Source organism: Leptospira bouyouniensis, from assembly GCF_004769525.1.
Lineage (GTDB): Bacteria > Spirochaetota > Leptospiria > Leptospirales > Leptospiraceae > Leptospira_A > Leptospira_A bouyouniensis.
The window spans coordinates 429,828-443,671 of sequence record NZ_RQFT01000003.1; the positions used below are offsets into that span (position 1 = coordinate 429,828).

Sequence of the window (13,844 nt, forward strand, 5' to 3'; positions counted from 1 at the left end):
TTGAGAATCGAAGTATTTTGTATTTATGGAACAGTCGTGTTATGTTTGCAACGAACAATATGCAGACAGATTTTCATTCACATTATGCAGCCACATTAGCAATTTCATTAGATAACAATATTACAATCGAAACTGAATTAGGAAAGGAAGAATATCGTGTTGCTTTAGTTGGACCAAATACTTATCATAGAACCGTTTCACCGGGTGTACAGATGATTGCATTATTGATTGATCCAGAAACATACGAATTTGGATCTATCTCTAAATCTATTTCTTCAGGCGAAGTAAAACGATTAGACATTCGAAAATTTTTACATCTAATCGAATCTTTAAAGTTATTGTATTATGGTGAGTTAAATAATTTAGAAGCAACACAACTTCAGCTTAAATTACTTAGGACTGTTTATCCTTTTGAAGAACTAAATATTTCAATCGACCCAAGAATACAAAAAATCGCTAAAAAAATTCGATTAGAAATTCCGAACAAAATTTTAATGAAAGAGCTTGGAAAAGATTTTTCAATTTCAGAAGACAGATTGATTCGATTGTTCAAAGAGAATCTTGGGATTCCACTCCGAAGGTATTTATTGTGGGTTCGCATTTTACGTGCTGTGAAAGAAATAAAAGAAGGAAACAATTTAACAGACGCTGCACATGCTGCCGGTTTTTCTGATTCAGCACATTTTTCGAGAACATTTAAGGAGAATTTCGGATTTATACCTTCACAATTTTTTGGTCATCTCAAAACCGCAGAAGTTAGATTTTGCGATTCGTTTGGTAACGAAGAATAAATTTAATAAATACCGGAATCATTCAAGCAAAGAAATCCAATGTTTGTTATTCTCTTTTCCTAATAAGGAAAAATAACAAATGCCCTTACTCCATGAAAAAGGATTCTTATCAAAAATATCCTCAAAACTTTCGAAGTTAAAATCAGAATCGATTCATATTCCTTCTCTCGAGGAAAAAAACGGTTTTTTAAAAGCACAAAAATTAGCATACGACTGTGTCACAACCATTGAAAAAGAAATGTTACCTGGTTGGACTGAAAAACAAACCACAAAACGTATGGATGAATATTTACGAGATCATGGAGTCAAAGTATTTTTACATAGACCGTTTGCTTGGTTTGGTGAACACGCAAGATTTGATGGATATAAACGATTCACACAATTTCATCCTAGTAACAAACGATTGTTAGAAGAAGAACCTTTTATCTTAGATGTGTCACCTGTTGTCGATGGGTATATTGGTGATATAGGTTATTCAACTTGTTTAGTTAAAAATCAAGAATTAGATTCTGGTATGAAATATCTTTTGAAACTTCGAGAGGAAATTCCAAAATATTTTTCATCTTCGATGTCTCCTTCAGAAATCTGGTGGAAAATCGATTCAGATGCTAAAAATTCAGGTTTCGATAATATACATTCTTTGTATCCATTTGCTGTTCTTGGCCATAGGGTTTATAAGGTAAACCTACCCAATATTTCTTTTCCATTATTACCTGTTAGTTTCGCAAGTTGGTTTAGTTTACAAGCTTCATATGAATTTTTATCTCATAAGGTTTTGCCCGAACTACTCACTCCTGATCACGAAGGTGAAAAAGTTGGTTTATGGGCAATTGAACCACATTTAGGTAAAGGCAAAACCGGATTTAAATTTGAAGAGATATTGGTCGTAGAAAAAGACAAATCCTACTGGTTAGATGATGAAGTACCACATGTTAAAAAATACCAATCTTTAAAGGAAACTATATGAAATATTTATTATGTACCAATTCAATTCTTTTGTTCTACTTTCTTTCATTTTTTGGATGTAATACAAACAACATTAAAATTGGGAAACCTTATCAACTGGGAAACGTTCCTATCTCAATCAAAAATGTAACAAAACCAGATCCGTTCATTGAACACTTAAATATTAGTTTTCCAGAGTTACCTGGGCATGATGATCTTATCTTTGATCAAAAAAATCAAGTTGCCTATGCCTCAGGAATGGATGGATGGATTTGGAAATTGGATTTCAAAACAAAATCTGCTGAAGCCTGGGTAAAACCTCCTGTGAATCCAGCAGGATTACAATTTTCAAACAATAAACAAGAATCTATCCTGACTTGTGCCTCACGGTTAGGTGGAATGGATTATGCAGATAAGAGTGGTGTTGGACTATATGAGATCAATATCAAAACAAAAACTGTACATCCTTTGATACTAAACTTACCAAAAATAGAAAAAGATGAATTTGAAATTGTTTATCAAGAATCAAAACGACCAATTTTTTCTCTAAATAAATTAAACGAATCAATTTCTAGAGCATTTTCATTATGTAACGATCTGGCTGTATCTAAAGATGGGAACAGAATTTACATATCAGAACCCTTTGAACGGCCTAACGCAGCCATGGGAAGTGGGGCAGTACCAGAAGCTATTGGATTATATCCACATGGTAAATTATGGATGTATGATCGAAAACATAATACAATTTCACTGATCATGAATGGATTTACCTTTGTCGATGGGATAGTCATTGCGTCTCATTCCAGTACGAAAGAGGAGTCTGTCATCATAACAGAAACAACAAAATTTAGAATCATCAAAGCAAATATAAGTGGCAAAAAAGAAGGAACTTTTGAAGTTCTGTTTGAAAATCTTCCTGGATTAGCTGATGGATTAGAACGAGATGCCAAAGGAAGGATCTGGGTTGGAATCATAAAACCTCGATCTGGTCTAATTAATTTTATTCACAACAATCCTTGGATAAAATCATTTTTGTTATCACTTCCACAAAAACTTTTACCGATTGCGAAAAAAACAGGAATACTCGTTTTGGACCCTTCAGGAAGCAATGCTTTGTACTACACATTACATGATGGATCAAAAATTAAGGATATCTCCGTTGCTGTCCCACATGAAGACATTATTTACCTCCCTTCGTTTGACAACTCTTCACATGGATTGTATTCCATTTCGATCAATAAATTTGAATTAGGCGAATCGAAATGAAAGTTTTAATAAAGTTTCTTATTCTAACTCGAATTAAAATTTTCTCATATTTTTTGATTATTCTATGTATCAATTTTTTAAATTGTAAAACACCAGAAGATTATTTTAAAAATCAAATCAAAGAGCCAATAGATCTTACTTATAATTCAAGTATTATTTCAATCAAATCAGAAGGAGATCCAATCAAACAAAATGTAACGATTAGTGGAAATCAATTACCAGCCCAAGATGAAATTTTACTACAGGAAGATTTAAATAGAGCATTTGTTGCATCTATCGATGGTTGGATTTGGAAAGTTGATTTAGTAACTAATATAGCAGAACCATATGTGAAAACTCCTCTTCTTCCAGGCGGGATGGTCTTCCACCCCAAGGACCAAGATATTATTTATATGTGTTTGTCTCGGGGCAAAGATCATTTAGATACGGTAAAAGATATCCCAGGAATTTATGAATTAAAAATATCCACAAAAAAAATTCGTAAAATTGGAACGCGAGTCCCATTAGCAAACAAATCAATTGAACCCAAGAAAGGACAAATAGGAACATTTTATCCATGGAACCAAGAGAAAAAATTTCGATTCTCTGATTTAAATGAAATCAATAGTCGGAATATTGAAAAAGCCGATGACATTGCCATTAGTAGAGATGGAGAACGAATTTATTTTACAGAGCCTTATGATCATCCAAATTCAATTTTAGGTGTAAGTTCTCAATCGAAACATGAAGTACTTACACTTGGTAGAAATGGCCATTTATGGAAATATGATTTAAAAGATAATACGGCAAGTTTGATCGCTCATCAATACACTTACCTCGATGGAATTTTGTTGGAATATTCTGATCAGAAATCCGAGTCATCCATTTTATTGAATGAACTTTCTATGTCTAGACTCATTCGACTTCACCTAACAGGAAATAAAATGGGAGAGGATGAGATTGTGATTGATGGCCTTCCAGGATTTCCTGATGGAATGGATCGCGATCCACATGGTAGAATTTGGATTGCCCTCCCCGTTGAAAGATCAAAATTAATTAATTGGCTACATAAACATCCATTTTGGAAACACCTTGTATTATACATTCCTGAAACATTATTACCTGTTTCTAAAAAGACAGGTATCCTTTCACTGTCGCCTAACGGAAATAAGCCTAATTATTTTGCAATACATGATGGAAGTTTATTTTCCCATATAATAGTTGTCGTTCCTGGAAAGAAAAAATTGTATCTGGCCGTTTATCAAGAGGGATTTAAAGGATTTGTTAGTATGCCGTACCCTAACAATATTTAAATGATAATATTGGGCGCCTCGCAAATGGATTGTATATATTTCTAACTTTATAAAGGCGATCCCGCTCTTCGTTCCAATCTTTCCCGTCGGGAAAGGATTTCCACTTCGATCGGTGGCGCTAAGATTTCATTCTCAGGGTACCTTTCATTACATATATGAATCAAATATGAACTTTTTGGATGAATTTTTTTTCGAATAACAAATTGGCTTTTTTATTTTGAGAAGTTGTGGTAAGTGGAAATCATTGGGTGGCGGGTCTAGTTCCCCTCCCTAAATCGGGCGGGGATACCTATACTCAATTGTGTACTCCCCCATACAAGTTTCATGGTTAGATCCTGTCCTCACAACGCTTCGAGGCACGGCGTCGCTAAGGCGAAAGCCATCGTGGCTTTCTTACTGTAACATTCGTTCCCTATGGGTCACTCATGTTCCAGCTCGCACCACTGTTCGAGTCACTCGGTTTGCTTAGAATGATTGGATTGTTGAAAGACTGTCATGCGGGCGAAGGGACTCGCCCTCTCCGCTGTTCGGACATCCTGTCCTCACAACGCTTCGAGGCACGGCGTCGCTCGATGAAAGCCATCGTGGCTTTCTTACTGTAACATTCGTTCCCTATGGGTCACTCATGTTCCAGCTCGCACCACTGTTCGAGTCACTCGGTTTGCTTAGAATGATTGGATTGTTGAAAGACTGTCATGCGGGCGAAGGGACTCGAACCCTCGCCAGAAGCTTGGAAGGCTGCTGTGCTACCGTTACACCACACCCGCGACGTATATACATAGTTTTGGTTGAGGGTTAAGGGTCAATGATTTTTGGTTCCAGAATGTGAGGGTGGAGGAAAATGAGTCTATGGCCCTCCCACAAGCACTCGAAAATTACCGAAAACAATATCGAAAAATTAAAATTTTCCAAGACATTTCATCCGTTCTCCATTGGGACTCGGAAGTGATGATGCCTGTCGAGGGTCGTGAATATAGGTCCAGCCAAATCGCCGCAGTTGCGGAACTCACCCATGAATGGATGACGGACAAATCATTTTTGGAACAAATCCAAAGTGCAAAACTATCTGTCAAAGACCTCCCTGAATCAGAAAGGCCAATGTGGAATCGTGAATTGGAAATTTTAATGGAGGAGAAAGAAAAAGCTGATAAGTTACCTTCAGAGTTTGTCGCCGATTTTGCAAAGTTAACAAATTTAGCTCATGCTGAATGGGCAGAAGCAAAAAAGGAAAAAAACTTCAAATTGTTTTCAAAACGATTAGAAGAACTTGTAAATTTATCAAAAAAACAAGCGGATTATTTTGGTTATACGACTGAACCGTATGATGCATTGTTAGATTCATATGAAAAAGGTGCCAAAGCAAATCAAATTCAATCCTTGTTTTCGGATCTAAAAAATTCGCTAATACCAATTGTAAGTAAAGCTCCTCATTTTGAAAGTCCCTTCAAAAATCCCATTTCTATCGCAAAACAAACCAAATTCTGCAATCGTCTTCCGGCAATCCTTGGACTTACAACAAAAGAATCTCGATTAGATATTAGCAATCATCCATTTTCGACAAGTTTAGGAAAAGGTGATAAAAGAATCACAACTCGTTATTCAGAATCAGATCCATTATCGTCCATCTTTGGTGTGTTACATGAAACCGGACATTCATTATATGAATCAGGTCTGTCAAAAATGCCTGACTGGCCAAATCCATTGACGGAATACTTAAGTTTGGGAATACATGAATCACAGAGCCGACTATGGGAAAACCAAGTTGGCCGCTCCTTACCATTTTGGGAATTCATGTATCCAATTTTATTGAATGATTTCGAAATGTCTGAAAAAGAACTCCCTTTTCAACAATTATACCAATACATCAATAGTACAGAAAAATCAAAAATTAGAGTAGAAGCTGACCAAGTAACATATAACCTTCATATCATTTTACGATTTGAAATTGAAAGAGATTTGATTAATGGTAAAATCCAAGTAAATGAATTACCTGAAATTTGGAATTCAAAAATGAAAGAAAGTTTCGGTATGACCATTGAAAATGATGCAGAAGGAGTTTTGCAAGACATTCATTGGTCGATGGGAGCATTTGGTTACTTTCCAACATATACATTAGGAAATATTTTTAGTGCTCAATTTTACAAAAAATTCACAGAAGAATATCCAAATTCGCATAACAAGTTTTCTGCGAATGGTGATTTTTCAGATTTATTAAATTGGTTAAGGAAAAACATCCACTCCAAAGGGAAAATTTTAAAAATAGAAAATTTGGTGCAGGAAGCAACTGGAGAATCTGCCAATGCAAAATATCTCATTTCATATTTAGAAGAAAAGGTAAAAGAAGTTTCAATTTCTAATTAATTGAAACGATAAAGGAAACAAAATGTCAGGATCAGAACAAGTATTAGAAAAACTAAGCCAACTTTCATATTTCGATAATTTAGCACTGTACTATTTGTGTAATGAAACACCACCTCAAACGTTAGCTTTGGCTTTTTTACAAATGGATGAAAAAATCGCAGGATCTATGTTAGGTGTATTGGATTTACAACGAAGAAAGTATGTCCATGAATTAATGGCTTTACAAAAAGATTCTTCGGAAGAGTCAAAAAAAGCCGCCGCAGAAGGATTACTACTGATTGCTGACGGACTCATTTCTCGAAATTTGATAAGCAAACAAGGTCAGTATTTTTTCGGAACCAAAAAATAATACATTCCCAAACTTAAGAAAATCCAACCCAATAAAAAACTCACTCCTCCAAAAGGAGTGATTGCTCCTAGGATTTTAATCCCTGTTATGGCAAGCGTATACAAGCTAAATGAAAAAACAAAAATCCCAGCTAAAAACAGCCAGGCAGAGATTTTAAAATACTTTTGGCTTTTTGTGGAAGCTTCATTCATTTCTGCCATTAACATAATCATAAATGTTAATATGGCAACGATAGTATGGTAAAAATGATAACGATTCCCTGTTTCAAAGGTTACCATAAGTTCAGGTGAGATGATTTTTTTTAATCCATGCGCTCCAAATGCGCCTATAGCAACTGCTAAAAATCCAGAGAAACAAATTAGTAAGATCAGTACTAAGTTGGATTGCTTCTTGACAAGTTTCATATTGAATACTTCCTATTGCCTATGACATCAGATCCATCCGGAAAGAATACTAAATTTGTACGAGTTTGGCGACAACTCAGCGTAGACGATGTGAAAAAACAATTACTTTATATTGATGATCTTTACGGAACCTGTGGGAATTGTAAAAAACTCGGACTCAATTATCTAAAGGACAAAAAATGCCCAGATTGTGGAATCACATTTAAATACTTAGCAACAAAGTTAAGTAAGGTGGGAGATATAGCTAAAATTCTTAGTAGAATTGAAAAAGAAGGATTAGATCTAACTTTGATAGAAAGAGAAGATTTTGAAAGATCCAGTGCCTCTGATGCAGCTCGAGATCTTTTTAAATCATAAAACAACTTTAAACCTCAGAATTTAAAAGACCAACCAAATTGTGCTGTTTTGTTATGTGCCGCAGTGTCTTCCCATGCATCAAATGCACGGACAGCACGTGTGACAGCCAATGCAGCAAAAATACCAACCGCATTAGGTGAATCCCAAACATTACCTGGCCCTTTTACATTTAACATGTTGTCATAAATATTCTTTTTTGGCAAATTTTCTTGGGCATATAAATATGCTCCACCTACCAAAACCAAATCACATAAAAAATAGATACTCATACTTACAAAAGTATCTCGGTTTGTGAATAAAGGCGAATTCCAAGAATTGTATCCTACTGAAGCCATAGGTGTGATTAAGTTCAAACCTTGAGAGACAATATGGTATTTTTCTGATAAGGGAACAGCTGATTCATGTGGAGGTTTTTGTAGAAGCTCTTGTTCCATAATTTGTTTCCACATTTTTTCTTGTCCCCTTCTTGGAGACTCAATTCGAATAATTGAATCAGGAGATGTTTTTCCAACTTTCCCAACATAAATATTAAAATCATAAGGATTACTCCAACGATTTTTGTAACGATAAACAAACCCTTGTGTTTTTTCGTCAGCGTAAAAATCCGGATCCAGTTTGTTCAAAAGAGCTAGTAATCGAATGTTCACATCTTCTGGGCCACCCAAGATTTCCACTGTTTCTCCAGCATAAATAGAAATAGGAAGAAACAAAACAAAGACAAAAAAAAGTATAATTCTCGTTATGCGAATTTTAAATCCATTAATTAAAAATTTCATGATTGGACCACTGGTAATTGAAGATATGCGTTGATTAAACCTAAGGAATTGTATGTAGCATGACAAGCCATGGCAATCCAGAGGTTCCCTGTTTTGATATATAAATAACCGAAAAACATCCCAACACCACAAATGATAAAAGGTATGGCGACGGAAGTTCCTTCCCCATAATGTAACCAACCAAACAATAAGGATACGATCAATAATCCTTCTTGCGTTAATCCTTTGTCGATAAAGGCTTTCAGTAAAAATCCTCTAAAAAAGATTTCCTCTAAAATTCCAGTGATGATCCCTACCACATAAATTCCCCATGCGAGTAAATAACCATTTCCGTGGATGGATTCGTATAATTTTTTTGCAAAAACACCTGACTCTAGAGGAACCGATAATTTTTCAAGGATCACACCGAAAACCACAACTACAAAAAAACAAATGAAACCATTGGTGATTCCACGCAGTAATATCGGTATCGATAATTCGTCTTGTAAGTTGGTAACAGGGATTTGTAAAACTTTCTTATATAATAAATACCCAAGTCCCACATAACATAAAAACCATGGAATCGAATGTCCTAAGAGATAGTGTGGTTTTTCAGAAAATACAATTTCGTAAAATTGGCTGAGTAAAAGATTTGGGTTTTCTAAAATTTCTTTTTGGAATTGGTCTTTGATTGGAGTGACGATTTTTTGATATTCCGCCAATAGACCTGAAAAATCGAGCTTACCCTCTGAATATTCTTCATACAGAGGTAAAATCTGCTCTTCAGGGATTCTGTGGTTTAAAACCGAATGGTTTACAAACGCTAAAAAGAAAACGGAATAAAAAAAAGAACAAACATAAACGAGACCCAAAGAATAGGCTGTGAGCCGAAAGATCTCAAATAATCGATTCTGCATCTGCCTTACAGTTCCTCAATTTCGGCAAGAATCGTCATCGTTTTTTTGAGAAAAGGTCGATAATCATTTTAGAAGATTATGTCTAAAAGCGTCGTTTTTCTCAAATGGGCTGTGATTTGGGTCTGCTTTGGTGCCGTTTCCCACTTGTTTGCAGGTCCACTGACTTTGGCTAATTTGGAATATTCCAATCCATCGTTAAAAAATCTTCGATCTGAAATCAAAGAAAACTTACGAATCTCCAAATCGGGTACCAAAAAAGAAATCTTAATCCCACTAAAATACTATGAATATAAAGTTCAAAAGGAAGATAATTTTTTTAAAATAATGGCTCGTACCGGTATGGATTTAGAAACTCTTTCATCAGTAAACGAGTTGAGTTCTCCGCATGATTTATCGAGTGGCATGGTATTAGAAATACCAAATATGCGAGGAACATTCCATCCAGAAGAAACCAATGGCGATGAAAAAACAAAACTCTCACTTGCAGAAAAATACCAAATCGATGCGAACAAATTACAATATGATTCTGAACGGGGAAAATGGTTTTTGCCTGGAATTTCTATGGGCAAATCAGAAAAATCATTTTTTTATGGATTCGGGTTTCAGCTTCCACTAACAACCGCTATCATCTCATCAAACTTTGGAAAACGTTTGGATCCTTTTACAAAAAAAGAAACATTCCATGGTGGTTTAGATATGGCCGCCAAACAAGGATCAGATGTTTTTTCTTCAATGGAAGGAGAAGTAAGTTTTGTTGGATCACAAGGTGGATATGGTAATTTAGTTATTATCAAACATAATTTGGGATATGAAACAAGGTATGGGCATTTATTAAACTTTTCTGTGAAATTAGGACAAAAAGTAAAAAAAGGCGAAAAAATTGGAGAAGTTGGTCAAACAGGTAGAGCGACCGGTCCACATTTGCATTTTGAAATTAGAAGAAATTCAAAAAGACAAAGACCTATTTTTCATTCACATTAAAAAAAGATTTTACGACCCAACTTGATTGTGTTACTTCTTGGAATCAATGGACTTTGAAATTCCCCAAGAAGTAGAAACACTTCGAAAAAACATCCAATCTTTTATCGCAGAAGAAATCATTCCTCTGGAAAAACATTATGATTATGAAAAAGGTCGAATGCCAGAAGGTATCAACCAACAAGCGCGTGCTAAAGTAAAGGCTGCTGGTTTTTGGACACCACACCTTCCGAAAGCAGAAGGTGGATTGGGATTAGATTTAATAGGAACATGTATTATTTTTAGTGAACTTGGTCGTTCTCCGATAGCACCTTATATATTCAATTGTGATGCTCCAGATGAAGGAAATATGCACTTACTCTCGTTAGCTGCATCTGAAAAACAAAAAGAGTTGATATTACATCCACTGATCAAAGGAGAACTTCGAACTGGTTTTGCAATGACAGAACCATCTCCTGGCGCTGGTTCAGATCCCACATCCTTACAAACCAATGCAGAAAAACAAGGTGATAAATACATTTTAAATGGACGTAAGTGGTACTGCACTGGAGCCAACGGAGCCAAATATTTAATCGTGATGGCAAAAGTGAATGGAAGTTTCCGTAAAACCACCATGTTCCTTGTACCAACTGATGCCAAAGGTTACACGATGGTTCGGGAGATTGAACTTATGGGATCTCATGGTCCTGGTGGGCATTGTGAACTAAATTTTGAAAATGTAGAAGTTCCTGAAGATATGGTTCTGGGAAGAGTCGGAGAAGGATTTAGATTATCTCAAGAAAGGTTAGGTCCAGCTCGTCTTACACATTGTATGCGATGGACGGGTATGGCAAGGCGCGCACTTTCAATTGCTAGAAGTTATGCGAAGGAAAGAGAAGTGTTTAGCGCAAGGATTGCCGACCACCAAGGAATTCAATGGATGTTTGCGGAGCGTGCAACAGAAATCGAAATGGCTTTTTTATTAACACTCAAAGCAGCTTGGCTCTTAAAAACAGGGAAAGATGCAAGGCAAGAAACTTCGATGGCAAAATGGAAAGTGAGTGAGTCTTTATGTAATACCATTGATATGGCGATCCAAATCTGTGGTGGAAAAGGATATTCACGAGACCTACCACTCGAATTGTTTTACCGAGATGCAAGAGCTGCAAGAATTGCTGATGGTCCATCTGAAGTGCATAAAATGGTCATTGGTCGTAACTATGTTTCCGAAAAATGGGATTTTTAAGCTTAAATGGATCTTAAGGAACTACAAGAGAAAGTAGAAGTTCACCTATCTTCGGTTTGGCAGTCTCCAGTGAAAGTCAAAGAGATCTTTCATTTGAGTGGGGGAGCATGCCAAGATAATTATGCTTTAGAACTTTTATTAAATTCATCGAAACAATCGGTTGTCCTTCGAACTGACAAAGGTGGAAGTTTACTTTCTTCTTTGTCTAAACGAGATGAATATAAAGTCGCTGAACTTGTTTTCAAAGCAGGTGTCAAAACACCAACACCTGTTTATTTAGAAGAAAATTCATCCATCATCGGTGCTCCTTTTTTTTTAATGGAAAAAATTGCAGGAAAAGCAACTGGACGTTACATCACAAAAGATAAGGAACTCGATTCTTATCGCAAAACTAAAATGGTTTCGGATTTAGCAACTAATTTGGCAAAACTCCATACTGTCGTTCCTGAATCTCTCAATGACGAAGAGTTAAAACAAAAACTTAAGTTAGTAACAATTCAAAATTATATGACTCTGGCAATTGCTGATTTACGCCAATCATTAGATGAACTACCAGAAGCACATCCAGCTATAGAATTGTGTTTAAATTGGATGGAATCACATGCACCAAACATTGATAAAATTGTTTTGGTACATGGTGACTTTCGCACAGGCAACTTTATGATGAATTCAGAAGGTCTACAAGGGATTTTAGATTTTGAATTTGCTCACTGGGGTGATCGTCATGAAGACATTGCTTGGTTGTGTATGCGTGATTGGAGATTCGGCCGCTTAAATAAAGAAGTTGGTGGATTTGGGGACAGAAAAGATTTTTATAAAGAATATGAATCCACTTCAGGCATCTCAATCGATCCATTTAAAGTAACGTACTGGGAAATTATGGGAAATCTTCGTTGGGCCATTGGAAGTGCGCAACAAGCCGAAAGGCATTTGTCAGGCAAAGATAAAGGAATTGAACTCGCTTCCATTGGAAGAAGAACAGCAGAGATGGAATGGGAAGCAATGCGTCTCATTGAGGAAATTGAAAATGCAATATAGACCAGAAACAAAAGAATTACTTTCCGCCATCCAAGATTTTATGATGAAGGAATTGCTTCCTAAATTGGAAGATGATGATTTATTATCCTATAAAACACTAGTTTCATGGAATATGTTAGGAGTAATCGCAAGAGAATTCGAAAATTCAGAATATACAAACTCTTGGAATGAAATCTTAGAATCTAATCTTTCTGTTTCAGAGATAGAAAAACAATATCCTTTAGATTCTTTTCGTAGACTAACGAAAAAAGAAAAATACCAAGTATTATTTGAATGGAATCGAAATTTAGCAGAAATGATTCGTAATCAATCAATACATTCTAAATTGAAAAATCAAAAAACTGTTTTGGATACAAAACCAAAAGGTAAAGTATGGAATATCGTTAAATCTCAATTGAAAGAGAACCTTTCTGTTTCAAATCCGAGGTTTCAAACATAAATGTCTTATTTGTATTTAGTTAGGCATGGGCAAGCAGACCGACTTGGAAAAAACTACGACCAATTAACAGAGATTGGATGGAAACAAGCTAAGTTACTAGGTGAATATTTTAAAAACCAACGTATTGAATTTGATTCAGTTTTTACTGGTACTTTAAACCGACAAAAACAAACTGCAGAAGGGATCATTAAAAGTTTTACATCGGATTTATTTTGTATTCCTGAACCATTACAAAATTCGGCATGGGATGAATTTGATTCTAGGATGTGGCTTGGCATCGCTGCCAAAATTCGAAATTCAAATCAACATTTTGCAAATCTTTATGAATCATATAAAAATGCTTGGGAAGAAGGAAAAGAGGAAACAAGACAATATTTCCAAGAACTAATACAACTCGTGTTAGCGGATTGGGTGAATGGAGTTTGGGATCCGGTGGAACCGTATACTTTTGAAGAATATGTAGAAAAAGTTTCATTTGGTCCAAAAGAAATTCCAAACGATGTGAAAAGTACTTTGGTTGTTTCGTCGAGTACTCCGATTGCCATTATGATGGGACTCTCATGTAAAATGGATCGAAAAGAATATCCCATTTTTATGAAATCGATTTTGAACTCTTCTCTCAGTGTATTTCATCGTGATTCAAACGGTTGGGAACCAGTAAGTTGGAATGGTACTCCTCACTTACAAGATCCAAATTTAATTACTATTGTTTGAATCTGTTTTGTAG

General features: G+C 35.6%; 15 protein-coding genes and 1 tRNA gene. 12 read left to right on the forward strand and 4 right to left on the reverse strand.

Annotated features, from left to right (window positions below):
• The first annotated feature begins 41 nt into the window (after positions 1-41).
• The 4 genes from EHQ43_RS03620 (at position 42) to EHQ43_RS03635 (ending at position 4,294) form a co-directional block, all read left to right on the forward strand.
• The gene (locus EHQ43_RS03620; protein WP_135740091.1) at positions 42-791 is read left to right on the forward strand and encodes a helix-turn-helix transcriptional regulator; all 750 of its coding nucleotides are present in this window, start codon (positions 42-44) and stop codon (positions 789-791) included.
• A gap of 79 nt (positions 792-870) precedes the next feature.
• Positions 871-1,758 (forward strand): M24 family metallopeptidase, encoded by an 888-nt coding sequence (locus EHQ43_RS03625; protein ID WP_135740090.1) that lies wholly within the window; start codon positions 871-873, stop codon positions 1,756-1,758.
• Positions 1,755-3,002, forward strand: coding sequence for an SMP-30/gluconolactonase/LRE family protein (locus tag EHQ43_RS03630; RefSeq protein ID WP_135770163.1), 1,248 nt, complete (start codon positions 1,755-1,757; stop codon positions 3,000-3,002). The genes EHQ43_RS03625 and EHQ43_RS03630 overlap by 4 nt, the downstream gene beginning before the upstream one ends.
• Complete coding sequence (locus EHQ43_RS03635; RefSeq protein ID WP_135770164.1) at positions 2,999-4,294, forward strand: SMP-30/gluconolactonase/LRE family protein; 1,296 nt, start codon at positions 2,999-3,001, stop codon at positions 4,292-4,294. Before EHQ43_RS03630 ends, EHQ43_RS03635 begins: the two co-directional genes overlap by 4 nt.
• Before the next feature lie 696 nt (positions 4,295-4,990).
• On the opposite strand, the gene EHQ43_RS03640 is transcribed toward EHQ43_RS03635, so the two are convergent.
• Positions 4,991-5,061, reverse strand: a tRNA-Gly gene (locus EHQ43_RS03640).
• Positions 5,062-5,143: 82 nt separating this feature from the next.
• On the opposite strand from EHQ43_RS03640, the gene EHQ43_RS03645 reads away from it, so the two are divergent.
• Together EHQ43_RS03645 and EHQ43_RS03650 are read left to right on the forward strand one after the other, a co-directional pair.
• Complete coding sequence (locus EHQ43_RS03645) at positions 5,144-6,655, forward strand: carboxypeptidase M32 (protein WP_135770165.1); 1,512 nt, start codon at positions 5,144-5,146, stop codon at positions 6,653-6,655.
• Positions 6,656-6,677: 22 nt separating this feature from the next.
• The gene (locus EHQ43_RS03650) at positions 6,678-7,004 is read left to right on the forward strand and encodes a hypothetical protein (protein ID WP_135740086.1); all 327 of its coding nucleotides are present in this window, start codon (positions 6,678-6,680) and stop codon (positions 7,002-7,004) included.
• Here EHQ43_RS03650 and EHQ43_RS03655 read toward each other — a convergent pair.
• Positions 6,977-7,408, reverse strand: a complete 432-nt coding sequence (locus EHQ43_RS03655; RefSeq protein ID WP_135770166.1) for a DUF423 domain-containing protein — start codon at positions 7,406-7,408, stop codon at positions 6,977-6,979. The genes EHQ43_RS03650 and EHQ43_RS03655 overlap by 28 nt on opposite strands.
• Positions 7,409-7,429: 21 nt before the next feature.
• On the opposite strand from EHQ43_RS03655, the gene EHQ43_RS03660 reads away from it, so the two are divergent.
• Complete coding sequence (locus EHQ43_RS03660; RefSeq protein ID WP_135740084.1) at positions 7,430-7,765, forward strand: hypothetical protein; 336 nt, start codon at positions 7,430-7,432, stop codon at positions 7,763-7,765.
• Between the two features lie 14 nt (positions 7,766-7,779).
• Here the strand turns inward: EHQ43_RS03660 and EHQ43_RS03665 are convergent, their stop codons facing one another.
• Entirely contained in the window at positions 7,780-8,541 is a 762-nt protein-coding gene (locus EHQ43_RS03665; RefSeq protein ID WP_135740083.1) for a hypothetical protein, read from the reverse strand.
• Positions 8,538-9,437, reverse strand: a complete 900-nt coding sequence (locus tag EHQ43_RS03670; protein ID WP_135740082.1) for a CPBP family intramembrane glutamic endopeptidase — start codon at positions 9,435-9,437, stop codon at positions 8,538-8,540. The genes EHQ43_RS03665 and EHQ43_RS03670 overlap by 4 nt, the downstream gene beginning before the upstream one ends.
• Positions 9,438-9,515: 78 nt before the next feature.
• On the opposite strand from EHQ43_RS03670, the gene EHQ43_RS03675 reads away from it, so the two are divergent.
• Genes EHQ43_RS03675 through EHQ43_RS03695 form a run of 5 tightly spaced genes read left to right on the forward strand, consistent with a single transcriptional unit; the run spans position 9,516 to position 13,831 of the window.
• Positions 9,516-10,418 (forward strand): LysM peptidoglycan-binding domain-containing M23 family metallopeptidase, encoded by a 903-nt coding sequence (locus tag EHQ43_RS03675; protein WP_135740081.1) that lies wholly within the window; start codon positions 9,516-9,518, stop codon positions 10,416-10,418.
• 46 nt (positions 10,419-10,464) lie between these two features.
• Positions 10,465-11,640 (forward strand): acyl-CoA dehydrogenase family protein, encoded by a 1,176-nt coding sequence (locus tag EHQ43_RS03680; RefSeq protein WP_135753480.1) that lies wholly within the window; start codon positions 10,465-10,467, stop codon positions 11,638-11,640.
• 6 nt (positions 11,641-11,646) lie between these two features.
• On the forward strand, positions 11,647-12,678 hold the full coding sequence (locus EHQ43_RS03685) for a phosphotransferase family protein (RefSeq protein ID WP_135740079.1): 1,032 nt from the start codon (positions 11,647-11,649) through the stop codon (positions 12,676-12,678).
• Positions 12,668-13,117 (forward strand): hypothetical protein, encoded by a 450-nt coding sequence (locus tag EHQ43_RS03690; RefSeq protein ID WP_135740078.1) that lies wholly within the window; start codon positions 12,668-12,670, stop codon positions 13,115-13,117. Before EHQ43_RS03685 ends, EHQ43_RS03690 begins: the two co-directional genes overlap by 11 nt.
• Entirely contained in the window at positions 13,118-13,831 is a 714-nt protein-coding gene (locus tag EHQ43_RS03695; protein WP_135740077.1) for a histidine phosphatase family protein, read from the forward strand.
• Positions 13,832-13,844 lie beyond the last annotated feature (13 nt).

Bases quoted from the DNA above. Each gene is read 5' to 3' on its own strand.
- EHQ43_RS03620 (WP_135740091.1), top strand. From the start codon at position 42: ATGTTTGCAACGAACAATATGCAGACAGATTTTCATTCACATTATGCA.
- EHQ43_RS03625 (WP_135740090.1), top strand. From the start codon at position 871: ATGCCCTTACTCCATGAAAAAGGATTCTTATCAAAAATATCCTCAAAA.
- EHQ43_RS03630 (WP_135770163.1), top strand. From the start codon at position 1,755: ATGAAATATTTATTATGTACCAATTCAATTCTTTTGTTCTACTTTCTT.
- EHQ43_RS03635 (WP_135770164.1), top strand. From the start codon at position 2,999: ATGAAAGTTTTAATAAAGTTTCTTATTCTAACTCGAATTAAAATTTTC.
- EHQ43_RS03645 (WP_135770165.1), top strand. From the start codon at position 5,144: ATGGCCCTCCCACAAGCACTCGAAAATTACCGAAAACAATATCGAAAA.
- EHQ43_RS03650 (WP_135740086.1), top strand. From the start codon at position 6,678: ATGTCAGGATCAGAACAAGTATTAGAAAAACTAAGCCAACTTTCATAT.
- EHQ43_RS03655 (WP_135770166.1), bottom strand. From the start codon at position 7,408: ATGAAACTTGTCAAGAAGCAATCCAACTTAGTACTGATCTTACTAATT.
- EHQ43_RS03660 (WP_135740084.1), top strand. From the start codon at position 7,430: ATGACATCAGATCCATCCGGAAAGAATACTAAATTTGTACGAGTTTGG.
- EHQ43_RS03665 (WP_135740083.1), bottom strand. From the start codon at position 8,541: ATGAAATTTTTAATTAATGGATTTAAAATTCGCATAACGAGAATTATA.
- EHQ43_RS03670 (WP_135740082.1), bottom strand. From the start codon at position 9,437: ATGCAGAATCGATTATTTGAGATCTTTCGGCTCACAGCCTATTCTTTG.
- EHQ43_RS03675 (WP_135740081.1), top strand. From the start codon at position 9,516: ATGTCTAAAAGCGTCGTTTTTCTCAAATGGGCTGTGATTTGGGTCTGC.
- EHQ43_RS03680 (WP_135753480.1), top strand. From the start codon at position 10,465: ATGGACTTTGAAATTCCCCAAGAAGTAGAAACACTTCGAAAAAACATC.
- EHQ43_RS03685 (WP_135740079.1), top strand. From the start codon at position 11,647: ATGGATCTTAAGGAACTACAAGAGAAAGTAGAAGTTCACCTATCTTCG.
- EHQ43_RS03690 (WP_135740078.1), top strand. From the start codon at position 12,668: ATGCAATATAGACCAGAAACAAAAGAATTACTTTCCGCCATCCAAGAT.
- EHQ43_RS03695 (WP_135740077.1), top strand. From the start codon at position 13,118: ATGTCTTATTTGTATTTAGTTAGGCATGGGCAAGCAGACCGACTTGGA.